The sequence below is a fragment of the Bifidobacterium sp. ESL0775 genome, assembly GCF_029395475.1.
Classification (GTDB): Bacteria; Actinomycetota; Actinomycetes; order Actinomycetales; family Bifidobacteriaceae; genus Bifidobacterium.
Window position 1 is genome coordinate 1,646,944 of record NZ_CP113917.1, and the last position, 24,057, is coordinate 1,671,000.

Consider the following 24,057-nt stretch of genomic DNA (forward strand, 5'->3'; position numbering starts at 1 on the left):
CGTGCATGACTGTCAACGTTTCTCTTCTATTTCCAGTAAATAATAAAGGTAATGGAGAGGCGCAACCAAATGTCTCTCCATTACCTTTCTGTAATTAAATCAATCAGTCGTTGTGGAAACCGCTGTAGTTCGGGGCTTCTGTGGTCATCACGATGTCGTGCGGATGGGATTCGCGCAGACCGGCGGTGGTGATGCGGATGAAGCGGCCCTTTTCGGCCATTTCCTTGATATTGTGGGCACCGATGTAGAACATCGACTGGTGCAGCCCGCCGATCATCTGGTAGAGCACCGCGTTCAGGGAGCCGCGATAGGGCACCTCGCCTTCGACGCCTTCGGGGATGACCTTGTCGTTGCTGGTGACGTCGGCCTGGAAGTAGCGGTCCTTGGAGTAGGACTTCTTGCCACGCGGGGCCATCGCGCCCAGCGAACCCATGCCACGGTAGAGCTTGTACTGCTTGCCGTGCAGCAACACCTTTTCGCCCGGGGTCTCGTCGCAACCGGCGAGCGCGCCGCCAAGCATGACGGTCGAGGCGCCGGCCACCAAGGCCTTGGCGATGTCGCCGGAATAGTGGATGCCGCCATCGGCGATGCAGGGCACGCCGGCCGCACGGCAAACCTGGGCCGCGTCGTAGACGGCCGTGAGCTGCGGGACACCAACACCAGCGACCACTCGGGTGGTGCAGATGGAGCCCGGGCCGACACCGACCTTGACGGCATCGACGCCGGCGTCAATCATGGCCTGCGCACCGGAAGCGGTAGCGACGTTGCCGCCGATGATCTGCACACCGTCAAAGGCGTGGTCGGACTTCAAACGCTTGATCATATCCAGCGCCAGACGGGCTTCGCCGTTGGCGGTATCGACCACGAGCACATCGACGCCAGCCTCCATCAGCGCGGAAGCGCGAGCCCACGCGTCACCCAGGAAGCCGATGCCCGCGGCCACGCGCAGGCGCCCCTGGTCGTCCTTGGTGGCGTCGGGATACTGCTCGGTCTTCACGAAGTCCTTGACGGTGATGAGCCCGGCCAACCTGCCTTCGTCATCGACCAACGGCAGCTTCTCCACCTTGTACTTGGCGAGCAGGTCGTGGGCGTCCTCGCGCGAGATGTTGGCCGGACCGGTGATGAGCCCATCCTTGGTCATCACGTCCTTGACCTTGAGCTTGTCATAATCCTCGGAAGCGATGAACCGCATGTCGCGGTTGGTGATGATGCCGAGCACCTTGTTGTCGCTGTCGACCACGGGCAGGCCCGAAATATGGAAACGGCCACACAGCTTGTCGAGATCGGCAAGGGTGGCCTCTGGGTTGACAGTGAGCGGGTCGGTGATCATGCCCGATTCACTGCGCTTGACGATGTCGACCTGCGAGGCCTGGTCGTCGATGGAAAGGTTGCGGTGCAGCACGCCGATGCCGCCGTTCCGGGCCATGGCGATGGCCATGTCGGATTCGGTGACGGTATCCATGGCCGCCGAGAGCACGGGCACCTTCATGGTGATTTCACGGGTCAGATGCGTGGTGGTGTCCACATGCGAGGGAATGACGTCGGTCTCGTTGGGAAGCAACAACACATCGTCATAAGCCAATCCCATCTTCGCGAAAATGGGGGGCAACGGATTGAATGATGACTGGGTATCAGGTTGAGAATTTATAGCCATAGCACAACTATATGGGCGCGGGGTGACGAGCGTCACCTTTTGTTGAGATACCTAGCCCTTCCGGGAATGTCGCGCGTTGCGCACGCCCGGATCCTCCTCTTTTTGTATTTCAAGCCAGCGCCGCATCAGGTATGGCGACATCGTCAGAATCGTCAGAATCACTGCCGCGACAAGCATGCCGATGGCCACATATTGCCATTTGAAGAACAGGATCATGATCGAGCCAAAGGAGATCAGCGCCGCCCAGCCCCAGAGAATCAGCACCGCGCCTTGGACGCTGTGGCCGATGCGCAGCATGCGGTGGTGCAGATGCATGCGGTCGGGGTGCATTGGCGACTGGCCTTTGCTGAGGCGCCGGACGATGGCCAGGCACATGTCGAGCACGGGCAGGAACAGCACGAGGATCGGCAGCAGGATGGGCATGAACGCCGGCAGATAGAGGCTGGTGTGCACGGAGGCCGGGTCGAGATGGCCGGTCATGATGATCGACGCGCAGGTGATCATATAGCCCAAGAGCATCGAGCCGGAGTCGCCCATGAAAAGCTTCGCCGGATGCCAGTTGTGGAGCAGAAAACCGACGCAGATGCCGACCAAGGCGACGTCCAGCAACGTGGCCATGGAGGCATAGCTCGGCGTGGATCGCGCGATGACGTAGGAATAGGCGGCGAACGCGATGCCGCCGATGGCGACGATGCCGGAAGCGAGGCCATCAAGACCATCAACGAAATTGACCGCGTTGATCGAGGCCACAATCAAAAAGGCCGTGATGGCCATGGAAATGCTCGGCGAGGCGGTCACCAACGAACCGAACGGCAGGAAGATAATCTGTACCCCGCCCCAGGCGACAAACACGGAAATCAAGAGTTGGCCCGCCAGCTTGAGCATCCAGTCGAGATCCCACAAATCATCGGCGACGCCCAGCAGGCAAATCAGCACCGCGCCGGCAAGCACTACCCACGCTTGGTTCGAACCCACGAAAAGGCCGGAGATGAACGGCATCTTGCTGGCGAACACTATCGCCACCACAAGACCGATCAGCATCGCCAAACCGCCCATACGCGGGGTCGGCACCGTGTGCACATCACGCGCGCGAACCTCCCCCACCGCGCCGATTTCAATGGCGAGATGGCGAATCAGGGGGGTCACCAGCCAGGTAGCTCCTCCAGCGATCGCCGCGATGAACAGGTAGACTCTCACGCGTTCAGGCTCCCGTCTTCGGCGTCCATCAGCGCGGCGCGAACCTGCGCTTCTCTGATCACGCCTTCGCGGACAACCGAGATGCCGTCGCGCTCGCTCGCATCGGCGGCGACCACCGTGCTGGCGACGTGGCTCACGGTCGGTCCGCCGTCGAGATAGAGGTCGACATCATCGCCGAGCGCGGCAACCGCTTCCTCTACGGTCTGCGGGCTTTCCCCGCCGCTGCGATTCGCGCTGGAACAGGCCAGCGGGCCGGTGGCACGCAACGTTTTGAGACAAGCCTCGGAATCAGGCACGCGCACGGCTTGGGTCTTGTTTCCGTTCATCTCGTCACGCAAAGTGACCAGTTTCGAACCAGCCTGCGCCACCGCAATCGGCGAGAACGGCCCGGGCAAGAAAGCTTTGGCAAGCCGGTCCAAAGGAATCGGAAGATACAACCCCAGCCCCTCAAGGTCGTCGACTGAGGAAAGCAAGACCTGCAACGCCTTGCTGCGCGGGCGGCGCTTCGCCTCATAGATGCGGCTGACGGCTTCGGCGCTGAACGGACTTGCGGCGACACCATAAACGGTATCAGTAGGTAATACAATCAATCCGCCTTCTTTGACGATCTTGGTAGCCATCGCCAAGGATTCCTCGTCAATCGCACGCACGTCGCTCATATTGCCTCCAACATCACCAAGTATGCCTTAATTGCACCATTGCGCCCCGACTTCACCGACAACAACCATGGAAGCGTCACCAATCCGCACACATCCCCGCAACCGGCTTCGCCACACCGAACATACGTATTACACATTGCTTTCGAACAGTGGTGTACCAAATTGGCCGATCAGGAAAAAGATGTTTTATGGCGCACAAACATCGAAGCCTTGGTGAAATCGCGTCAATCCAATGTGCACAAAACCATAGATTGGGCGAAATCAGCCAGTCCGGCAACACTATTTTTTGATGGCGAACAGGTAACGCGGCCGACCGGTAAGATCATCGCCAGTCCGCGCGCTGTGGAAACCGTGGGTTTTGGCGAAATCGACCAACGCTTGACCTTGCGAAATATCGTGCTCCATCACCAACGCGCCACCGCTACGCAAAAGCTTCCCCGCACGCAGGATGATGCGTTCGGGAATGTAGGTTCCATCGGCCGAACCGCCGTAAAGGGCCATTTGCGGGTCATAGTCACGCACTTCCGGCTGCTCGGGAACCTCAGAAAGCGGCACGTAAGGCGGGTTCGCGACCACCGCGTCGACGGTGCCATTGAGCTGGGAAAGCGTCATCTCGCTTGTCGCATCGGCGCAGGAAAGGTGATAGTGATAGCCAGCCAGCGAATGATCCTTGAATACCCGCCGCTCGTTGCGTTTCGCCCATTTGAGGGCTTCTTCAGATTGTTCTACCGCCCAGACCTCGCCGCCTGGAACTTCGGTGACCAGCGCCAAGCCAATCGCTCCGCTGCCGGCGCACAGATCGACCAGTCGGCTTGGCTTGATGTTCTCATGCGTCAGCCAGTCGATGGCCGCCTGCACCACGGTTTCGGTTTCAGGACGAGGAATAAACACGCCTGGCCCGACTTGCAAATCCAGATAACGGAATGGCGCATGACCAACAATGTATTGCAATGGCTCGCGCTGCTTGCGCCTGGCAATCATGACGGCAAAACGGCGAATCGCGGCGTCGTCGGCATCGCCAAGCGAGCCGGCATTTTGGGATTTCCGTACATCTTTAGTGCAGGCAGAATCAGATTCCGAAGTCGAAGCAGCGGGACCTTGGTCGGATTCGCTCTCGGAGCCATCGCCATCATTGATGCGCTGCACATCGACGCCGTCGGTCGAAACGTCTTTGATGCTGCTGTGCAACGGTGTGTCCAGCAAAATCGACTTTTCGACGTCACCAGGCGTTACGCCGAACGCTTCGGCAAGCAACAGCTTCGCGTCGTTTCGCGGCGTTTCGATACCGGCGGCCTTGAGCCAATCCGTCGCCTGTTTGAGAATCTCAGAGGTCGAACGCGCCACGTTTTCCGACATTGCCCGAGACTTCCGTTCAGTCGGTTTTGACGAGACGCTCGGCCTCGTCGGCCTGGATGTCGCTGTCAATGACGGCCTGCAAGTCGCCGTCGAGCACCTGATCGAGGTTGTAGGCCTTGTAATTGGTGCGATGGTCGACGATGCGGTTTTCCGGGAAATTGTAGGTGCGGATGCGTTCGGAACGGTCGAGCGAGCGCACCTGCGAATGACGCATGTCGGCCGCTTCCTCGGCTTCCTTCTCGTGTTTCATCGCCAACAAGCGGGATTTGAGGACCCGCAGCGCCGCCGCGCGGTTCTGAATCTGCGATTTCTCGTCCTGCATGCTCACCACGATGCCAGTGGGGATATGGGTCATGCGCACTGCGGAATACGTGGTGTTGACCGACTGCCCGCCAGGGCCCGAGCTCATGAAGATGTCGATTTTGAGGTCTTTGGGGTCGATTTCGATCTCATCGTCATCCTCGTCGGCCTCGGGGAAGACGATGACGCCGGCAGCGGAGGTCTGGATGCGACCTTGCGATTCGGTGACGGGAATGCGCTGCACGCGGTGCACGCCGCCCTCATATTTGAGGCTCGCCCACACCCCATCTTCGGGAGCCGGATTGCCTTTCGCACGGATAGCAACCTGAACGTCCTTCACGCCGCCAAGTTCCGTAGAGTTCTCGCTTTGGATGGTGGTGGTCCAGCCGCGCTTTTCGGCGTAGCGCGTGTACATACGCAGCAGATCGCCGGCGAACAGCGCCGCCTCTTCCCCACCGGTGCCGGCCTTGATCTCCATGATGGTGTCACGAACGTCATCCGGGTCACGCGGAATCAGTGTACTGCGCAGCTTCTCCTCAGCCGGAGGCACCAACGCCTCAAGTCGCTTGGCCTCTTCGGCAAAGTCGGCGTCCTCGCCGGCCATTTCCTTGGCGGCATCAGCGTCATCGCGGGCGTGCTGCCAAGCGCGATAAGCCTCGACGATGCTGCCGAGTTGGGCATGGCGACGCCCCAGCTTGCGGATCGCCTTCGGATCGGAGGCGACCTCGGGCTGGCTCATCTGCCGCTCGATGTCCTGGTACTCCTCCAACGCGCTTTGCGCCGCCGGGAATTGCTCGTCTGCCATGCAAAAGTCCTTTTATCAAATATTCGAGATTCTTAAACGCTATAAAAATGACGGAAAACAGGTATGAAAAACGCCAGCTCGGATCCGGGTCCGCAGACCCGAACCAGCGAGGCTGGCGAATAAGAATGCTACTTGGTCTTCTTGCCGTAGCGCTTCTCGAAGCGGGCGACACGGCCGCCGGTATCGAGAATCTTCTGCTTGCCCGTGTAGAACGGGTGGCAGTTCGCGCACACATCAACCGTCATGTGATCGCCCTTGGCGGTGCTGCGCGTGACGAAAGTATTGCCGCAAGAGCAGGTGACCTGCACTGGGTGATAATCGGGATGAATACCCTGCTTCATAATGTCTCCTAAGGAATTCAGGTGACCCGGGTCGCCTAACCCCAATGGCCAGACGTGAACCGGAACTTTGATATTCTATCAGCGAGCGTTGACTTGGCCTCTTTCAATCCGCCGAAATGGCAGACTTCTTAAAGGCAACTTGAATCAATCGCAGGCTCAAGCGATACAACAAATCACGTTGCCAAATCATCCCGGTTTCGTCTTTCGGCTGATTGGTCGCTGCTTGCTTTTCGTCCAAACATTTTCAAGCCGACTATCCAACCGTCGAAATCCTTTGGTAATTTGCTGGTATCAACAACTAAGCAAAGGAGCCAACAATTGACCGATATGCTGTATTTTGAAACGCACGGCAAGACCCATACGGTCTATCTCCCCAGCCACGAACGTGCCCTGGAAATCGAATCCGATATTATGGCGAATCCATCCGGCATTTTTCCCATAGAAATCGTCTTCGGCAAAAAGACCTGTACCGTTTATATCAATCCCAAGGAATGGAGCTATTGGCAGTTCATGGAGACAAAAGGCGGAATCAAAGTCAAAACCGAACCGAGTTTCTGAAAAGTGAATACTGTCGAATCGACAATGAGTGGGGCCTCTGGGGCTTGAACCCAGGACCGACGGATTATGAGTCCGCTGCTCTAACCGACTGAGCTAAAGCCCCACATTGGCAAAAGCCAACTTCTATACTTTATCAAACACTCTGACCAGCACACCACGCGGGAACGCCGGATTATGCACGGCTCAGAAAACAAAACGAACGGCATCTTTTACCGGCACGCAACGAAAGACACCGTTTTACAGTTTGCTTTTATCATTGCGGCTTTATCCATCAGGTTTTATTTCCTGCTTCTCACCGCGCGGCCTGAGGCGAAGCGATCCAACGCGCCTGTTTTGGCGATGGCGAGATAGAGGAACCAGCTCATCACTCCGGCGATGAGGATGCCGCCGATGATCTCGCAGGTCATGTGAGTCAAGCCTCGCGGGCTGACCAGCGCAACGCCCTGCAAGCGGGTGAAGAGTACATAGAAACCATATTCCACCGCTGTCAGCGCTCCCGAAACCACTGTCAGGCCGAGGTTGTATTTCCGATAGCGGAAAACGGCAAACGGCACTTCCGCGAACAACCCTTGCAAGGCCGCCGAAATGAGGACGAACGTGAAGGAGTACTGGTTGCCGAAAAGGGTTTCGGTGAGGCAACCGATGATGTTGACGTAGACGGCGGCACCGGGTTTGCGGATGATGAGCAACGCCAGCGGCCCGGAGAAATACCAGAAGGCGTGGAAGAGGCTGGTGACGCCTGGCAGCACGGCGCGCAGCAGCGGGGCGATCCAGGCGTAGGCGAAATTGAAACCCCAGAAGACGATGCCACAAGCCACGCCGAGCGCTGCACCGATGGCGATATCAGCTGCACGCCAGCGCAGGCGGGAAGCAGGAGTCACAGCTGGTTTGGCCGCGTTTTTCGGCCGCAAAGATGGTGCGGAAACGCTGGTACGCGATGAGTTTTTTGATTGATCTGGTTGAGCCGGCTGATCCGGTTTCGGGGCGTATTTGGCCACGGTGTTCCTTATATTCCAAGACTGTGCACAGCGGTTGGGCTCCGGCGCCCCTTGACCTGCACAGTCCGGGCGGAGACGCCAACCGCCACTTTAGCAGGCCAAAACCACCGGCGCGCTCCTACGCTATCGGCGCTACTTATGGCCTACTACCGGATGCGCCCATTCCAAGAGTCCTGTGCGGAGGAAACGCTCCGGCATCTGACGACGTTGCGTCACCCACAATCGAAACGGCATAGAGCCGCCTACAACCGGTCATTTGGAGGAATTGACATATTCCAACGGATTGTCGATGAACCTACGGAGCCCAACCTGCGCCGCGCCCAAAAGCGCCGGCCTGGTATTGATGTCGGGCAGGACGACCCGAGGCTGGACGGCGGGGTAACTCAGCACCTGCAACTCCAGTTCATGGTTGAGCCTGCGAACCAGCCCCTTGCCGAAACGTTCCCACAACCCGCCGAGGACGACGGTATTGATGTCGACGATGTTGATGGCCGAAGCCAAGGCGGAGGCCAAGGCCCTCAAGGCCCGATCAACCGCCGCGATGGTGCGGTCATCGCGCTGCCGGTAGCGTTCAAGGACCTCGTCCACCGCTTCCATTTTCGTGGAGCCTTCAGGGCCTGCCACACCCGAGGCCTCCACCAAAGCCTTGCGCCCCGCGTACATCTCCAGGCAGCCGCAACGTCCACAGGTGCATTGCGGACCGTCCAAAGCCACGGAGACATGGCCGAGCTCACCGGCGAATCCGGAATCACCACGGTCGACCTGGCCATGATGCACCACCGCGCCGCCGATGCCGATATCGGTGGAGATATAGAGGAATGAGTCGGTGGGGCGGATGGAGCTTTTGCCCTTGCGAGGCGTGGCATACCCAGGTATCTGCGCCAGAGCCGCGAGATTGGCCTCATTGTCGGCCTCGGCGTCGAGTCGTTTCACCACATCGAACCGCGAGAGCTCGAGTTCCTTCCAACCCAGGTTCTTCGCCGACAACAGTTTCATGTCATCGGTGACCAGGCCCGGCAAAGCGAGCCCAGTGCCCACCACCTGCAGGTCCTTTTGGCGGATCACCGATTCGCTTTGGTCGGCCAAGGCACCAAGCCGCGCGAAGATCTCCTCCGGCTCGCTGCCTTCCATGGATTGGCTCACCCAATGCTCGCTGATCACCGAGCCGTCCAAAGCCAGCACCATGACCCCATAACCGTCGGTGTTGATTTGCAGGCCGATGGAACAGAACCGTTGCCCGGAAACGATCAACGGGGTGCTTGGACGGCCATACGTAACGCCTTCGGCGACCGGCTCCCCTTCTTGAACCGCTTGGGCGGAGACCAGCATGGGCACCAGAAGCGACATGGACGCCTTCGTCAGTCCCGTAGCCTTGGCGAGTTTCGCGCGGCTCATCGGCTTGGTCGATTGCAGCAGGGTACTCAGCACCGCCGAAAGGTTGTGATTACGTAAATCATCCTGGTTGATGCTTTTCAATACCATGGTCCATCCTTTTAGTCAATTGCCTTTACTCTATCAGGCACACCGAAACTCATTGCATGTGGTCGGTTTGAACAGCTGTGCTGTGTGCTTCGATGTCTAACGATTTTCGATGACGACGGAAATTCGAGATTTGAAATAATTGATTGATTTAACTAATATGGATGGTATTGCTTAACAGAACAATCCACCAGGTTTGATTCTTTTCGTCTTCCCTTGCTTCCAAGCTTGCGCGGATCACAATGACGAGGAAAGTCACGTGGTCGGACGAAAGTGTCAAGTAAAATAAGTGTAGGAACGCGACGGTGCAGAGATGCATCACGCAACGCAACCAGACCAAAGGCAGGCCAGCTCATGATACAGCGCATAGCACAAACAGATTCCCCCGCGACGCTCGTGGCGGGAGTCGACACTTCCACGCAATCGACCAAAGTCCGTGTCACCGATGCCGCGACCGGCAAGATGGTGCGTTTCGGGCAGGCCAAGCATCCTGACGGCACCAGCGTCGACCCCGAGCATTGGTGGCGCGCCTTCCTCGAAGCCTCCAAACAAGCCGGCGGATTGGATGACGTCAAGGCGCTGGCCGTCGGCGGACAGCAACACGGCATGGTCCTGCTTGACAAGCAAGGGCGCGTCATCCGCGATGCGCTGCTTTGGAACGACACCCGTTCGGCGCCACAGGCCGACGATCTCATCGTGCGGCTTGGCAAGGCGTCGCCAGCTACCGGTGACGAGCCCGAAGACGTGGTGGCCCGCGGCAAACAACGTTGGGTGAAAGCGGTGGGCTCCTCCCCCGTCGCCTCTTACACACTGACCAAACTGGCTTGGGTCGCGCAAAACGAGCCGGAGAACGCCGCGAAAATTGCGGCGATCTGCCTGCCGCATGATTGGCTGAGCTGGCGCATCGCCGGATTCGGACCGGTGGAGGTTGGCGAGGACGCCCATCTGGACGCCCTGTTCACCGACCGTTCCGACGCCTCGGGCACCAGTTATTTCGATTCGGCCAATAACTCCTATCGCTATGACCTGATCGACATGGTGCTGGGCCGCCATGACATCATCCTTCCCAAAGTGCTTGGGCCACGCGAAATCGCGCCCGTCAAGGCTTCCCCAGCCATTGCCGGAGCATCGGTGGATAACGGCTGCATCATCGGCCCTGGAGGCGGCGACAACGCCATGGCCTCGCTGGGGTTGGGCATGTCGGTGGGCGACGTGAGCGTCTCGCTGGGCACCTCTGGCGTGGCGGCGGCCATCGCCGAGAATCCGGTATACGACCTCACCGGGGCCATATCGGGCTTCGCTGATTGCACCGGGCATTATCTGCCGCTGGCCTGCACCATCAACGGCTCGCGAATCATGGACGCCGGATGCGCCGCACTCGACGTGGATTACGACGAGCTCGGCAGGCTTGCCCTCGCCGCCAACCCCGGTGCGGACGGTCTTACCTTGGTGCCGTATTTCGACGGCGAGCGCACCCCGAACCGGCCCGAAGCCAGCGCGACGCTGAGCGGCATGACGCTGGCCAACACGACCAAGCAGAACCTCGCACGCGCCTTCATCGAGGGGTTGCTGTGCTCCCAGCGCGATTGCCTTGAACTCATCAGGGCTTTGGGAGCGAGAATCGACCGGATACTGCTCATCGGCGGTGGCGCGAAATCCGAAGCCGTACGTGAGCTCGCCCCGGCGATCCTCGGCATGCCGGTCACCCGACCGGCCACCGACGAGTACGTGGCCATCGGCGCCGCCCGTCAGGCGGCGTGGGTCTTGAGCGGAGAGGCGGAGCCCCCGCAATGGGAATTGACCATCGATGGCACCGAAGCCGCCGAGGCGACCCCGGAAGTCTACGAGGCCTACGCCAAGGCTCGCGGCTGAAAACCACAGCGGAATTGCGCGGATGGTCAGCTCACGCTCAATCACCATCCGCGTTTTCTTCCGCCTTGTCTTTGACGGGGGCATGGCGCATAGTGAGCCCAAGTTGAATCGCGGAGACGAGAAAATAGACGGCGGCGACCAGCAGGCAGAGCAGGAAAATGATATTGGACACCTTGAGCAAGGAGCCATCCTGCATGGACTGGACGATGGAAACACCCAGCCATATAAACGCCGCCAAACTGCCTAAAATATAAAACCACAACCGCGTTTTGTCGCTCATCGTCCACTCACTTCCATTGTCTCAAAACGAAGCACCCGTCAACATCACAACATTAACGGATATCAGGGTTCGCCGGTTTCAACGTCCTAGTTTCTAATTCCCAGTTCCTAGGTCACAGACACGACGTCCATCCGAGACATCGTCCGAACCGTCATACGAATTAAACGTGGCTTGCCGGAATCCAACCATTTGGTCAAATCCCGACAAGCCACGGCCTATTACACCATTTCAATCCACATATCACAGCATTGGCATGGCACAACAGTCATTGCGGTCACAGATCCATCAGGCCTTCTTCTTTTTGCTGACCAGATCGTAGGCGACCGCCGCGATGACGACAAGGCCCTTGATGGTCTTGACGATTGCCGCATCAGCGCCCATAATCGAAAGGCCCTGGTTCAAGACACCCATGATAAGAGCACCAACCATGGCACCGGGAATCGTGCCGACGCCACCGGCAACAGCCGCGCCGCCGATGAAGCAGGCCGCGATGGCATCCATCTCGAACTCCATACCGGTCTGAGCCGTTGCGGAAGCCAGACGAGAAAGCGTGATGATGGCCGCGACGGCCGTCAAGAAGCCCATATTCAGGAAAATCTTAAAATCGACCATCTTGGTATTGATTCCGGAAAGCGTCGCCGCCTTGCGGTTGCCGCCCACAGCGTAGATGTCACGGCCGAAGACCATGCGGTTGAGCACGAACCAATACACCGCCACCAAAACGCCGATGATGACCAGCACGATGGGGATGCCACCGGAGGTCGCGTTGCCGGAGCTGGCGAACAGATAGGTCACGTAGCCGATGACGAGCACCTCGACGGCGCACTTGAGGACGACCCAAGACATCGGTTCGATGGTGCCGCCATTTTTCAGCGCCTTGTTGCGCTTGTTGATCTGAGACCAAAGGACGAGCACGATGGCAACGAGGCCGACGACGATGGTCAGGCCATCGAAGCCTCCCCAGAACCCCAGGATGTTCGGCAGGTAGTCCTTCGCTATGGCGCGGAACTCGGTGGATTGCAGGGGAATGGACTCACCTGCGACGACGGTCGCAAGACCACGGAAGATGAGCATGCCGCCCAGCGTGGTCACGAAGGCGGGGACGCCGACGTAGGCGACCCAGAAACCTTGCCAAACGCCGATCAACAGGCCGATGACGATCATGAAGAGGATGGCGACCAACCAATTCATGTTCCAGTTCTTCATGGCGAACGCGCCGACACCGCCGATGAAGGCCACCACCGAGCCGACGGAGAGGTCGATGTGGGTGGCGATGATGATCATGAGCATGCCGATCGCGGTGATCAACACATAGGCGTTCTGCTGAAACAGCGCCACGACGTTGTTCGGATAGAGCAGCCTTCCACCGGTGAGAATCTGGAAGATGATGATCACCAAAACCAACGCCAGGTAGATGCCATACGAGCGGATGTTGCCGAACAGCAAATCCTTAATCGAAGCGGTTTTCACCGTCTTCGTCTCGGCGCTTTGCGGAGCGCCTTTCACTTCTGCTGAAGCCATAATCTAAAGTTTCCTTTCTTAAAAACGATCCTTGGGCCCCGATCAGGCGAAAGCCTTGTCGAAGTCCATGCGCTTGGAGTCGGTCATGTAATGCATGAGCTCTTCCTGGTTGGTGTCAGCCGCATTACGGCAAGCCGTGATGACGCCCTGGCTCATCGTGTAAATACGGTCACAGATGCCCAGAAGCTCCGGCAATTCGGAGGAAATGACGATTACGGCGCTTCCGCTGTCCGCCAGTTCGTCGATGATCTCGTAGATCTCGTATTTGGCGCCCACGTCGATGCCACGGGTCGGCTCATCGAGAATCAGGACCTTGGGATCGGCCGAAACCCACTTGGCGAGCACGACCTTCTGCTGGTTGCCGCCGGAAAGATTACCTGCCGGCATGTCGATGGAGGGAGCCTTCGTATGGAATTCACGACGGTATTTCTCCGCCACTTCGACCTCACGGTCGCGATTGATGACGCCATGCTTGCTCAAGGCCTTGAAATTCGCCATCGAGGTGTTCTCCTTGATGGTGGAAAGCAGGTTGAGCCCGTAGACTTTTCTGTCCTCAGTGGCGTAGGCGACACCGTGATCGATGGCGGCACTGACATTGGGGAACTTGACTTCCTTGTTTTCCACGAAAATCTTGCCAGTGGCCCCGACGCCATACTGGCGGCCGAAGATGCTCATGGCGGTCTCGGTTCTGCCCGCGCCCACCAATCCGGCCATGCCCACGATCTCCCCGGCACGGACATTGAAGCTCACATCGTTGGCGATGAGGCGATCCTCATCGAGAGGATGGTGGACCGTCCAATGCTCCACCCTGAAAATCTCCTTGCCGATTTTCGGGGTGTGCTCGGGATAGCGGTTCGTCAGCGAGCGGCCGACCATGTCTCGTATCAACGCATCCTGATCGAGCGGATGCTCCTTGTCGATAGCGTAATGGGATATCGTCTGTCCATCGCGGATGACCTGGACGGTATCCGCGGAAGCCGCGATCTCGTTGAGCTTATGCGAGATGATGATGGCGGTGATGCCACGTTCACGACGCAAATTGTCGATAAGAACCAGCAACTTCGCCGATTCCTCGTCATTCAACGCCGCTGTGGGCTCATCGAGAATCAGCAGCTTGACATTCTTCGTCAAAGCCTTGGCTATCTCGACCAGCTGTTGTTTGCCGACACCGATATTCGCGATCAGCGTGTCCGGGTCTTCGTCCAACCCGACCGTCTCCATCACCTCTCTGGCGATTTTGCGCTGCTGCTGGTCGTCGACAAAAATCCCCTTCTTGATAGGGTTGCCTAGGAATATATTCTGGGCGATCGTCATGTAGGGAACCAAAGCCAGTTCCTGATGGATAATCACGATGCCAAGCTTCTCCGAGTCCCTGATGCTTTTGAACTCGCAGGTTTGTCCGTCGTAGATGATGTCGCCTTCATATGATCCGTACGGGTATACGCCCGACAGCACATTCATCAATGTGGATTTCCCGGCTCCGTTCTCACCGCAAACCGAGAATATCTCGCCTCGTTTGACGCTGATGTTGACATCATCCAACGCCGTGACCGGGCCGAAACGCTTGGTGATGTGCTTCATTTCAAGAATCACATCCTGTTGATTAGGCACAATTACTCCTTCTTAGACCAATACGAACGGAAAGTGCCGCGCCGCACAACATTTCAAGCAGCGCGGCACTTTTTTATTCGCCCCTATCAGATTCCTGCATCCTTGGCGGTGATATAACCGGAATCCACCAATTCCTGCTTCGCGTTCTCCTTGTCAACCGAAATAGGAGTCAGCAGCGTGGAAGGAACCTTCTTCTTGCCGTTATCGAAGGTGTCCTTGGCCTTCGGCTTCTTGCCGTCGACCAGGTCCTTGATGAGTTCTGCGGTGGTCTTCGCGAGCTTGCGGGTGTCCTTGTAGACCGTCATGGACTGCTTGCCTTGGAAGATGGCTCGCACGTTGGCCTTTTCGGCGTCCTGACCAGTGATGACCGGATAGTAGTTCCAGCCGGCGCTTTCGACCGCGTTCACGGTTCCCAGCGCGATGGCGTCGTTCGGAGCCAGGACGGCATCCAGCTTCGTTCCATTGTTATAGAAGGAGTTGATGCGGTTCTCCATCTCGGCCTGGCCCTTTTGACGATCCCAGTTGTCAATGCCGATGGACTGATAATCGGCGGTTGACTTCGGGACCTTGCCCGACTTGGACTGAAGCACACCGGACTTGAAATAGGGCCCGAGCACAGACCATGCGCCCTCATAGTAATACTTCGCGTTGTTGTCGGTCGGGGAACCGGACATGAGCTCGACGTTGAACGGGCCCTTCTTGCCTTCCTTGAGACCGAGCTTCTTCTCGATGTACTCGCCCTGCAGCTTGCCGACCTCCGTCAGCGAGAACGTGGTGTAGTAATCGACGGCGTCGGTATTCATGATCAGGCGGTCATAGGCGATGATCTTGGCACCGTTGGATGCGGCTTGTTCGGCCGCGGCACCGGTCGCCGTACCATCGATGGACGCGATGACGATGTATTTGGCACCTTGATTGGCCATGTTCTGAATCTGAGAGGACTGCAAATCGGTCTTGCCGTCAGCATACTGCAACGTCACTTTGTAGCCGTAGCTTTCCAGCTGCTTCTTCAGATTCGTGCCATCAATCTGCCAGCGTTCCAGCTGCTGTTCCGGCATGGAGATACCAATGGTCACCGGACCGGAGCTTTTACCGCCATTCGCGCTGTCTCCCCCTCTTGCACCTCCGCAAGCCGCAAGAGGAACAATCATGGCGGCCGCAGCCGCCAGGGCAATGCCCTTTACCAGTTTCTTCATAAACTTCCCTTTCCTCATTAATTGGGATTTGAACTTCTTCTTTTACGCAAAGAGAGATGCGCCTTTGCGAAAAACCACTTTGTGTATCACAAATAAAAATACACCCTTGTAAACTCCGTCTAATTATCACACTCGCCGTACCGGGCGAAACAACTTCGGTTCACCACGTACGGTAAATAAATTTGACGAAGATAACCCTTTAAGCTTCTACAACGGCCATGGCGACAGCCAATGACCTAAAGCCATATCTGGGGAATCAGCCGCACAAACGGCGTGCGGCGATTCCCGGAAAAACCAGCGATTACTCGCTCAGGGCCTCGATCATGTAGTTGTTGATCGTGGCCTTGACGCTCTCGAGATGATCAGAGTGCGTGGATGCAATCAGATCCTTCTGCGGGATGTCGATCGCATAGTCCTCGAGCGTTGCCAGCGTGGCGGTGCCGTCCTCGACGGTCTTGCCGATGCCGGAGTCGTAGGAGCTGTAGCGCTTGGCGACGAGATCCTCGATGTACTTGTCCTCGTGCATCTTGGCGGCGACCAACAGGCCTGCGGCGAAGGAATCCATGCCCGCGATGTGGGTGCGGAAGAGGTCTTCGGCCTCGAAGGAGCTGCGGCGCGGCTTGGCGTCGAAGTTCAGGCCGCCGTGAGGGCCGATCTGGCCTTCGGCGAGGACCTCCCACATCACCGCGGTGGTCTCGTAGAGGTCGGTCGGGAACTCGTCCATGTCCCAGCCGATGAGCTTGTCGCCCTGGTTGGCGTCGAGCGAGCCGAGCTCGCCGGCGTCGCGCGCGACGCGAATCTCATGCTGGTAGGTGTGGGTGGCGAGGTTGGCGTGGTTGCCTTCGAGGTTGAGCTTGAAGGTGCCCATCAGGTCGTACTTCTGCAGGAACGAGATGGCGGTGGAGGCGTCGAAGTCATACTGCAGGCTGCAGGGTTCCTTGGCCTTCGGCTCGATCAGGAACTGCGCGTTCATGCCGATTTCCTTGGCATAGTCCACGCACATGTGGAAGAACTCGGCCATGTGGTCCTTCTCACGGGCCATGTCGGTGTTCCAGAGGTTCTCGTAGCCTTCGCGGCCGCCCCAGAAGACGTAGTTCTCGCCGCCCAGGCGCTTGCCGATCTCCAGGCTGTGCTTCAACTGCGCGCCCGAATAGGCGAAGATGTCGGCGAACGGCGAAGTCGAGGCGCCGTCGACGAAGCGCGGGTTGGTGAAGAGCGACGAGGTGTTCCACAGGAGCTTGACGCCCGTGGACTTCATGTTCTCCTCGATCTTGTCAACCACCTTGTCGAGGTTGGCGTTGGTCTCGCGCAGAGTGTCGCCTTCCGGCGCCAGGTCGCGATCATGGAAGCAGAAGTAATGGACGCCGAGCTTCTGGAACAGCTCGAAGGCGTAATCAACCTTGGCCAACGACTGGTCCATCGGATCAGTGTACTTATAATACGGACGATGCGCGGTGCCGTCACCGAACGGATCGACGAGTTGCTGGTCGAAGGTGTGCCACCAAGCCACGGCGAAGCGCAGCCAGTCCTTCATCGGCTTGCCCGCGACCACACGGTCGGCGTCATAATAATGGAAACCAAGCTCTTCCTTGACTCCCTTGTCATGCCCGACATATTGAATCTTGTCAACGTCCCACAGCCCCATAAGTTGCTCCTTTGCTGTTATATTGCTTTGGCGAGTCATTGATTCACCATCCCCTACATAGTACATCCACTTACCTAAGTATGTCAAATGAATTAATTATATAGCCCGCGAGGGGTTCTTATTTATGGGTTTTCGATACCTTTGTGTCGTTTTTGATAAGCGGGTTTCATCGACAACCGCTTACAGATATGGCAAGAGGCCGGTTCCGAAATGATTCCGGAACCGGCCTCTTGCCAGCGATCAAATGAACAGAGCGGCCTTTTGCTTTACCAAGCGGACGGCTGCTTTACTTGCCAGACCTCACAGCTCCTGGGCGGCGTAGAGGGCGCCGGGGGCGTTGGACTTGTCGAAGTGGTCGGCGGTGACCAGGAGCTTGTCGTTGGTGAACGCCATCTGGCCCAGACGCGACATCTCGCGGCCGTAGCCGGAGAGCTTCACGCCGCCGAACGGGATGTCAGGCAGCGAGGCGAGCGGGGTGTTGACGAACATCATGCCGGTGTAGACCTTCGCAGCCACCTCGGCACCGTGGTTCTTGTCGCCGCAGAAGAGCATGCCACCCAAGCCGTACGGGTTGTCGTTGGCGAGCGCCACGGCCTCCTCTTCGCTGTGGACCTTGTAGACCGCGGCCACAGGTCCGAACATCTCGGTCTTGTAGCCGGGGTTGTCGGGGGTGATGTCGGTCAGGATCGTCGGACGGAAGAACTGGCCGTCGGAGTCGATCTCCGGGAAGCGGTAGGCGACCTTCGCGCCTGCGGCGACCGTGGCATCGTACGTGCCCTGCAGCTTCTCCTTGGCGCGCTTCGAGTTCATCGGGGCGATGGTGGTCGAGGGGTCCATCGGGTCGCCCGGGGTGACACGCGAGAAGGCGTCGATCAGGCCGTCGAGGAATTCGTCGTAGACGTTGTCCATGACGATGAAGCGCTTGGCCGAGGTGCAGACCTGGCCGGCGTTGTAGAGGCGGACGCGCCAGGCGACGTCGTTGACGGACTTCATGTCCGCGTCGCCCAGGACGATGAACGGATCCATGCCGCCAAGCTCCATCGTGCTCTTCTTCAGGGCCTTGCCCGCGGCACCCGCGACGGCGACGCCGCCACGCTCGGAGCCGGTCAGGGCCACGCCCTGCACGCGCGGATCCTCGATGGCCTCGGTGACCTGATCGTAGGTCAGGAAGAGGTTCGTGAGCGCGCCCTTGGGGGCTCCGGCCTCCTCGACGATCTCGCAGAAACGCTTGGCCGAGGTCGGGGTGTTGGCCGCGTGCTTCAGGATCATGGTGTTGCCGAGCATGTAGTTCGGCGCGAAGACGCGCATGATCTGGTAGTACGGGAAGTTCCACGGCTCGACCATGACGACCACGCCGACGGACTGGTGCAGCACCTGGGCGTCACCGGCGACGATGCTGTCGAGCTTGTCGGGCTTCAGCAGTTCCTCGCTGTGGTCGGCGAACCAGTCGGCGATGATCGCGCACAGCTCCACCTCGCCCGCGGACTCGCCAATCAGCTTGCCCATGTCGACCGTGCAGATCTTGGCAAGCTCATCGGCATGCTCGCGGAACTTCGCGGCGACGTTGTGCAGGATCTTGGCACGTTCGGCAATAGGCTGGCTTTGCGTCTCGTGATAGGTCTTGTCCGCCAGGTCGATGGCGCTCTTGAGCTCCGCGTCGGTGGCGAACGGATATTCCTTTACCAATTCGTTGGTATAAGGGTTGACGGTTTGATAAACCATAACTACCTCCTTGTAGGTATAATCAATCATACCCGATATTTTCGACGATGCGAAATGCTCCTACAGGGAAAATCCAAATGTGAGCAATCAGACACGGAAAATCCCGTTTATCTGGTTCCAACCTCAAAAAACAGGCTGCTGGCCCGCATCACAAGACACGGGCCGGCAGCAAGAATTCAAATCCCACGGAAGCGGCTAAAACAAAGCCGCCTTTTGGCTTTTACCAGTTCACGTGGTCGATCTCCTCGTCGACGGGCTGGTGGCGCACGCCGGAAAGCATCAGCGCGCCAAGCTCGCTGGCGGCGCGACGCTCGCGGTTCTCGAGCTCCGGTGTGTCGAAATCCTCCTTGGTGGCCATCAGGCTGGTCGCCGTCGGAACGGCGCGGAAGAACGCGAACAGGCCGCGCATGACGACGTCAGGCACCAGCGCATGGCGGTTGGAGCCGCCGGTCGCCGCCAGGATCATCGGCATGTTGGTGATCGCGTCGCGCGGGACCAAATCCCAGAACTCCTTGAACAGGCCGGAATAGGAGGCCTTGTAGATGGGAGTCGCCGCTATGAGGCCATCGGCGGCGCGGACCGCGGAGATGGCCGAGGACAAACGGTTGCCGGATTCGGCGGTGACGGAGGCCTTGGCGATCTCGCCGGCCAGGTCGCGCAGGCTGATCATCTCGACCACGACCTGCTTGCCTTGCGCCTCAAGGTAGGCCTCAGCCTTCTTGGCGACCTCGTTGGCCAGCCTGCGTGTGCTGGATGGCTCCGAGATGCCGGCGTTGACCACCGTTAGGCGGTACTGCTTCACTTCGGTTTCCGCCTTGGCGGCCAGCGCTACGATATCCGTTGTCTCTTCAAGATCCACAGTGTTCCTCCTTGCAAATCGCGACTTTGTTTTCCTGTGCTTGCCAAAAGCCCCGGCGGACATGCCACCGAAGCGTTTTCCCATAATCCAAGCACGTCTTAACCCTTAGCAAAGGTACCACTTTCACTCGTCCGACGCGAGGCGAAAACATCATGCGCCGCTAGGAAAAACAGTGATTGTGTTCACATTGCATTTTGTAATGCAATGTGCTTGTTTGTGGGACATCAACGTTTTAATGAAACATGTTCACGTCCGGGCGGAAAGCATTCGACCGGACGCGGCCGTTGATCTCGGCAAGGCACTCCCCTTACTTGTTGGCCTCAACATGCTTGGCGAAGGCCTCGGCGAAACCGCGCAGGAAATCCTCGGAGCCCTCAACGACCAAGCCGCGCTCATCCAGACCAGATGCGGCGTTGAAGTAGACCTCGGGCTGGCCCATGAGCTTCATGTCGAGGAAGAGGGCCACGTTGCGCAGGGCCTGCTGGGCCTGGGTGGCGCCGAGCGCACCCATGGAGGCGCCGACGATGGCGGCGGGCTTGCCGGCGAACGAGCTCTGCCCCCACGGACGCGAGGCCCAGTCGATGGCGTTCTTGATGACGCCGGAGAAGCTGCGGTTGTATTCGGGGGTGACGAAGAGCACGCCGTCGGCGGCCTCGACCTGCTGCTTCATCTCGACCACCTTGGCGGGCATGTCGACGTCAAGGTCCTGGTTGTAAAGCGGCAGGTCCATGTCGATGTAGTCGAATTCGACGCCCTCTGGAGAGAGGCGCTCGATGTTCTTGGCGAGGCTCTTGTTGAAGGACTCCTTGCGCAGCGATCCGACGAAAACGGCGATCTTGGTCATGATATGCTCCTTGAATTTCTTGTGGTTTCGTTTATGAAACGTCTGCACGCTGGGTGCGAAACGCCTCGTTTCACTTGTCTCAAGCCACAGCCACCCGTTGTGGCGCTGCCATATCGCATTGCAATACGAAAGCTTGTAAAAGCTATACTATGCAATATCGGCCGTACTGTCATATTCCGCCGCGAGATAAGCGGGAATAAATTGACGTACGCGAAAGTGTCTAATTATCTTGAGTCGCCAGCGATGTTCGATATCCCCAAAACGCTGTGACCACAAGGGCTTCCGTGTATTCAATGCCGAATCCTACACTTGAAGAACCAATAACCGTCATCCCGAAGCGAGCGCCATTGAACCCCACTTTCCACGTCATCAGCCCACTTTCCTGGGTGCAAGACGCCTTCGCGGAGTATTTCGACAAAGCTCACATGACAGATAGCTCACATTCGGACGTAAGATTTGATGACGCTCGCCCTGCAAGCGAAACGCCTGGTTGGAATCTTGCGTGCGATTACGGGTTTGAACCGACGCAGGACATCGCCGACAACGACGCCGTGTGGATCGCACCCGACCTGCTTATCGCCCTCAACGCCTGGCGAAAACGGCATGATTTAGCGCCACTGTTGTTCGAGGCGCCGCCGGCTGATTGGCTGAGCTCGTTGCCGATCGGTTTGACCGGGCGGAAGGCTGTCAGCGCAACGGTTTCACACATCAGAAGCTGGACCGCATTCCCGGAGGGGTTGGGCGAGCGCCCATGGTCGCAGCTCGGCAATGGCCGGGTGCCGGAATTCAGAGCCGCGCGGCGTACCCTGGCCGAACTGCAAGGCGACTTGCGCGACGCCCCGGACGACTCCCTGATTTCCGTCAACGCGCATATTCCGGCGATTGCCGAGGAATGGTGCGTCATCATCCGCGATGGGGTCGCCGCGGCCTCATGCGGGTATTGCGTTCATCCCTCTTTAAACCCTGAAAGCCACGACATCCTCACGGTGTTTGACGGGGCACGGTTCCATGAGACGTACCGAGCGATCGCCGAGGCCAAAGCGAGCGCCGCGGCGCAATCCAGCCATCTTGGCAACGCCAGTATCATCGTGGGCTTTCAGGACACGGAAGCTTGGCGAACCCCTGACAAACGTAATACACCTACGATAACGGAAAGAGTCTCAGACCTTTCGCTTTTTCGCACTTCTTCGCCCTCTCCCGCCGCTTTTATCCTTGAAGTTGACCCCGTCTGGTGCACCACGCCATACCCGTTCCGAACGGTTGAGGAAAACCGCTCTTTCCTTGAGACCATAGCGGACTCACGGGTGCGGCAACGCGATGACGGCTTGTTTGAAACCTCACACGGCCCCACGCGAACCGTTCCGGCCGATAACGTCTACGAGCCCGACCCGTGGATGATCCGCCATCATATCCACCGTTACGATGGCGTTGAGAAACCGGCGCTATGACACGACAAGGCGATATGTGCACTTAAACGGGTATTCTTGAACGGAGAGAGTGAAAAGCAGTACCCCGCGAAAGAGAAAACGATGAAGTCCAGATCTCAGCAAAACCCACGCCATGCGGTCCAATCCTCACGCGAAGGTCCGGCATCCGGCATATCGGCGCCGTTGCGGCTTATCGGGGCGGGCGTCATCGTGCTGGCCGTGATCGCCGCGGTCGCGGCGGCGCTCTACTTCGGCATGCGGCACCAAACCTCCAGCGCGCCAGCCGGCAAAACGGCCGAAACCAATGTCACGATGAACAAGAAAAACACGCCCAAGCCGGTAGTGGTGCATCACGGCAACTCCCCCGACTGCCCGGATGACGATTGCATCGCCTTGTTCGTCAACGGCGACCTGCTCTTCCACCCGCATCTTTGGCAGCATTTCCAGAACAATCCGAACGCGACCGACGGCACCGCCTTCAATTTCGACCCGCTGTTCGAAAACATGAAACCGTATATTCAAGCCTCCGACATCGCCGTGTGCGAGTTTGAGACGCCGATCGCCCAGCGCGGCGGCCCCTACGCCGGGTACCCGGTTTTCAACATCCCGCCGGAGGTCGTCGACGCCGCCCAGCATGTCGGCTACAACGCCTGCACCCATGGAACGAACCATTCCTGGGATCAGGGTGCGGCCGGCATCAACCGGCTCTGGGACGAGCTCGACAAGGCCGGCATCCAGCAGACCGGCTCGTACAAAACCGAAGCGGACTCCGTCAAACCGCTCGTCATCGACTCCCCGACCGGCGGCGGCAAGCTGGGGCTTGTCACCGGCACCGTCTCGCTCAACGGCGAGGTGCCCGACGCAGATTGGCGCGTCGACCGGCTACGCGAATCCGGCGACCCGCAGCACGAAGCCGACATCCAGAAAGCGGTGGCGAAGGCCAAGGCGGCACGCAAGCAGGGCGCGGACGTGGTGGCGATGGCGATCCATTCGCTGCAGGAATACCTCACGAAAGCCGATTCGTGGCAGGTCTCGGAGGCGCACGAACTCGCGGACACCGGCGCCTTCGACGTCATCTACGGAGCCGGCTGCCACTGCGCGCAACCAATCGAGAAATATAACAATACGTGGATCATCTACGGGCTGGGCAACGCCGTGACCGTCACGACCACCATCCCCGGCCACGAGGTCAACAACCAGGGCGTGAGCGCTCGCATCCAGTTCGCCGGCAAGCGCGGCAAGCCCGGTTCGTGGCGGGTCAACCGCATCGACTGGGTGCCCACCGCCAACGAAAGGCAGGGCGAGTACCGATGGTGTCCAATCGCCAGTGACCACCCCAACGGCGTCTGTTGGAACCCGACCACCGATGCGCAGCAGGAGCAACGCATCCACGACATCATCTACTCGATGGGCGCCGACAACAATGTCGTGCGCGAATGGCGACTGACCGACGAACGTAAGTAACTAGAGTCCGTCAAAACACAAGTAAAGCCGTTACACACAGCAAACGACGTGTGTAACGGCTTTACTTATTCGATTTCTAATTTCTCCCCAGATTTATCGTCAAGTCACATAACCGAATCAAAAACCGAAAGCACCTGGATAAGACACCGCTTTCGCGAAGTCGTATAAGCCCAAATCCATAGACCTTGCAAAATACCCAAGAGACATGCATATCAATAGGGGTTGTAGAAAGTCGTGTTTGAACTTTCTGCAACCCTTACTTTCAACAG

At 58.4% G+C, this 24,057-nt stretch carries 20 protein-coding genes and 1 tRNA gene; 4 read left to right on the plus strand and 17 right to left on the minus strand.

The window, feature by feature from the left end:
* Positions 1 to 103: 103 nt before the first annotated feature.
* From guaB to rpmE, 6 genes are all read right to left on the minus strand, one after another.
* Complete coding sequence (gene guaB / locus OZX73_RS06305; protein ID WP_277148618.1) at positions 104 to 1,654, minus strand: IMP dehydrogenase; 1,551 nt, start codon at positions 1,652 to 1,654, stop codon at positions 104 to 106.
* A gap of 51 nt (positions 1,655 to 1,705) precedes the next feature.
* Entirely contained in the window at positions 1,706 to 2,851 is a 1,146-nt protein-coding gene (locus OZX73_RS06310) for an MraY family glycosyltransferase (protein WP_277148620.1), read from the minus strand.
* Complete coding sequence (locus OZX73_RS06315; protein WP_277148622.1) at positions 2,848 to 3,510, minus strand: L-threonylcarbamoyladenylate synthase; 663 nt, start codon at positions 3,508 to 3,510, stop codon at positions 2,848 to 2,850. Before OZX73_RS06315 ends, OZX73_RS06310 begins: the two co-directional genes overlap by 4 nt.
* A 279-nt stretch (positions 3,511 to 3,789) precedes the next feature.
* A complete protein-coding gene (gene prmC, locus OZX73_RS06320) occupies positions 3,790 to 4,866 on the minus strand; it encodes a peptide chain release factor N(5)-glutamine methyltransferase (protein WP_277148624.1) in 1,077 nt (358 codons plus the stop codon).
* A 16-nt stretch (positions 4,867 to 4,882) separates the two neighbouring features.
* A complete protein-coding gene (gene prfA / locus OZX73_RS06325; RefSeq protein WP_277148626.1) occupies positions 4,883 to 5,971 on the minus strand; it encodes a peptide chain release factor 1 in 1,089 nt (362 codons plus the stop codon).
* A 128-nt stretch (positions 5,972 to 6,099) separates the two neighbouring features.
* Entirely contained in the window at positions 6,100 to 6,312 is a 213-nt protein-coding gene (gene rpmE / locus OZX73_RS06330; protein WP_277144110.1) for a 50S ribosomal protein L31, read from the minus strand.
* A gap of 318 nt (positions 6,313 to 6,630) precedes the next feature.
* Here rpmE and OZX73_RS06335 point away from each other — a divergent pair, with 318 nt between their 5' ends.
* A complete protein-coding gene (locus OZX73_RS06335) occupies positions 6,631 to 6,870 on the plus strand; it encodes a hypothetical protein (protein WP_277148628.1) in 240 nt (79 codons plus the stop codon).
* 29 nt (positions 6,871 to 6,899) lie between these two features.
* Here the strand turns inward: OZX73_RS06335 and OZX73_RS06340 are convergent.
* The 3 genes from OZX73_RS06340 to OZX73_RS06350 all read right to left on the minus strand — a co-directional run bounded on the left by OZX73_RS06340 (position 6,900) and on the right by OZX73_RS06350 (position 9,350).
* Positions 6,900 to 6,973: transfer RNA gene (locus OZX73_RS06340), tRNA-Ile, on the minus strand.
* Positions 6,974 to 7,148: 175 nt separating this feature from the next.
* On the minus strand, positions 7,149 to 7,751 hold the full coding sequence (locus OZX73_RS06345; protein WP_348519452.1) for an ECF transporter S component: 603 nt from the start codon (positions 7,749 to 7,751) through the stop codon (positions 7,149 to 7,151).
* 369 nt (positions 7,752 to 8,120) lie between these two features.
* Entirely contained in the window at positions 8,121 to 9,350 is a 1,230-nt protein-coding gene (locus OZX73_RS06350; protein WP_277148630.1) for an ROK family protein, read from the minus strand.
* Positions 9,351 to 9,701: 351 nt separating this feature from the next.
* On the opposite strand from OZX73_RS06350, the gene OZX73_RS06355 reads away from it, so the two are divergent.
* Positions 9,702 to 11,219, plus strand: coding sequence for an FGGY family carbohydrate kinase (locus tag OZX73_RS06355; protein WP_277148632.1), 1,518 nt, complete (start codon positions 9,702 to 9,704; stop codon positions 11,217 to 11,219).
* Positions 11,220 to 11,256: 37 nt separating this feature from the next.
* On the opposite strand, the gene OZX73_RS06360 is transcribed toward OZX73_RS06355, so the two are convergent.
* The 8 genes from OZX73_RS06360 to OZX73_RS06395 all read right to left on the minus strand — a co-directional run bounded on the left by OZX73_RS06360 (position 11,257) and on the right by OZX73_RS06395 (position 20,897).
* A complete protein-coding gene (locus tag OZX73_RS06360; protein ID WP_277148634.1) occupies positions 11,257 to 11,499 on the minus strand; it encodes a carbon starvation protein in 243 nt (80 codons plus the stop codon).
* Between the two features lie 285 nt (positions 11,500 to 11,784).
* Positions 11,785 to 13,020: a multiple monosaccharide ABC transporter permease gene (gene mmsB / locus OZX73_RS06365; protein ID WP_277148636.1), complete on the minus strand. Its 1,236-nt coding sequence runs from the start codon at positions 13,018 to 13,020 to the stop codon at positions 11,785 to 11,787.
* 42 nt (positions 13,021 to 13,062) lie between these two features.
* On the minus strand, positions 13,063 to 14,601 hold the full coding sequence (locus tag OZX73_RS06370; RefSeq protein ID WP_277150948.1) for a sugar ABC transporter ATP-binding protein: 1,539 nt from the start codon (positions 14,599 to 14,601) through the stop codon (positions 13,063 to 13,065).
* Between the two features lie 116 nt (positions 14,602 to 14,717).
* Positions 14,718 to 15,827 (minus strand): sugar-binding protein, encoded by a 1,110-nt coding sequence (locus OZX73_RS06375; protein ID WP_277148638.1) that lies wholly within the window; start codon positions 15,825 to 15,827, stop codon positions 14,718 to 14,720.
* 301 nt (positions 15,828 to 16,128) lie between these two features.
* A complete protein-coding gene (gene xylA, locus OZX73_RS06380; RefSeq protein ID WP_277148640.1) occupies positions 16,129 to 17,472 on the minus strand; it encodes a xylose isomerase in 1,344 nt (447 codons plus the stop codon).
* A 300-nt stretch (positions 17,473 to 17,772) separates the two neighbouring features.
* On the minus strand, positions 17,773 to 19,194 hold the full coding sequence (locus OZX73_RS06385) for an NAD-dependent succinate-semialdehyde dehydrogenase (RefSeq protein ID WP_277148642.1): 1,422 nt from the start codon (positions 19,192 to 19,194) through the stop codon (positions 17,773 to 17,775).
* 220 nt (positions 19,195 to 19,414) lie between these two features.
* On the minus strand, positions 19,415 to 20,053 hold the full coding sequence (locus OZX73_RS06390; RefSeq protein ID WP_277148644.1) for a CE1759 family FMN reductase: 639 nt from the start codon (positions 20,051 to 20,053) through the stop codon (positions 19,415 to 19,417).
* A 307-nt stretch (positions 20,054 to 20,360) separates the two neighbouring features.
* On the minus strand, positions 20,361 to 20,897 hold the full coding sequence (locus OZX73_RS06395; RefSeq protein ID WP_277148646.1) for an NAD(P)H-dependent oxidoreductase: 537 nt from the start codon (positions 20,895 to 20,897) through the stop codon (positions 20,361 to 20,363).
* Positions 20,898 to 21,322: 425 nt separating this feature from the next.
* On the opposite strand from OZX73_RS06395, the gene OZX73_RS06400 reads away from it, so the two are divergent.
* Positions 21,323 to 22,345 carry a hypothetical protein gene (locus tag OZX73_RS06400; RefSeq protein WP_277148648.1) on the plus strand — a complete coding sequence of 341 codons (1,023 nt, stop codon included), beginning with the start codon at positions 21,323 to 21,325 and terminating at the stop codon, positions 22,343 to 22,345.
* 234 nt (positions 22,346 to 22,579) lie between these two features.
* Positions 22,580 to 23,788 (plus strand): CapA family protein, encoded by a 1,209-nt coding sequence (locus OZX73_RS06405; RefSeq protein ID WP_277150949.1) that lies wholly within the window; start codon positions 22,580 to 22,582, stop codon positions 23,786 to 23,788.
* The last annotated feature ends 269 nt before the right edge of the window (positions 23,789 to 24,057 follow it).

Bases quoted from the DNA above. Each gene is read 5' to 3' on its own strand.
- xylA (WP_277148640.1), bottom strand. From the start codon at position 17,472: ATGGGGCTGTGGGACGTTGACAAGATTCAATATGTCGGGCATGACAAG.
- OZX73_RS06395 (WP_277148646.1), bottom strand. From the start codon at position 20,897: ATGACCAAGATCGCCGTTTTCGTCGGATCGCTGCGCAAGGAGTCCTTC.
- prmC (WP_277148624.1), bottom strand. From the start codon at position 4,866: ATGTCGGAAAACGTGGCGCGTTCGACCTCTGAGATTCTCAAACAGGCG.
- OZX73_RS06405 (WP_277150949.1), top strand. From the start codon at position 22,580: ATGCGGCACCAAACCTCCAGCGCGCCAGCCGGCAAAACGGCCGAAACC.
- OZX73_RS06400 (WP_277148648.1), top strand. From the start codon at position 21,323: ATGACAGATAGCTCACATTCGGACGTAAGATTTGATGACGCTCGCCCT.
- guaB (WP_277148618.1), bottom strand. From the start codon at position 1,654: ATGGCTATAAATTCTCAACCTGATACCCAGTCATCATTCAATCCGTTG.
- OZX73_RS06315 (WP_277148622.1), bottom strand. From the start codon at position 3,510: ATGAGCGACGTGCGTGCGATTGACGAGGAATCCTTGGCGATGGCTACC.
- OZX73_RS06350 (WP_277148630.1), bottom strand. From the start codon at position 9,350: ATGGTATTGAAAAGCATCAACCAGGATGATTTACGTAATCACAACCTT.
- mmsB (WP_277148636.1), bottom strand. From the start codon at position 13,020: ATGGCTTCAGCAGAAGTGAAAGGCGCTCCGCAAAGCGCCGAGACGAAG.
- OZX73_RS06375 (WP_277148638.1), bottom strand. From the start codon at position 15,827: ATGAAGAAACTGGTAAAGGGCATTGCCCTGGCGGCTGCGGCCGCCATG.
- OZX73_RS06355 (WP_277148632.1), top strand. From the start codon at position 9,702: ATGATACAGCGCATAGCACAAACAGATTCCCCCGCGACGCTCGTGGCG.
- OZX73_RS06385 (WP_277148642.1), bottom strand. From the start codon at position 19,194: ATGGTTTATCAAACCGTCAACCCTTATACCAACGAATTGGTAAAGGAA.
- rpmE (WP_277144110.1), bottom strand. From the start codon at position 6,312: ATGAAGCAGGGTATTCATCCCGATTATCACCCAGTGCAGGTCACCTGC.
- OZX73_RS06360 (WP_277148634.1), bottom strand. From the start codon at position 11,499: ATGAGCGACAAAACGCGGTTGTGGTTTTATATTTTAGGCAGTTTGGCG.
- OZX73_RS06370 (WP_277150948.1), bottom strand. From the start codon at position 14,601: ATGAAGCACATCACCAAGCGTTTCGGCCCGGTCACGGCGTTGGATGAT.
- prfA (WP_277148626.1), bottom strand. From the start codon at position 5,971: ATGGCAGACGAGCAATTCCCGGCGGCGCAAAGCGCGTTGGAGGAGTAC.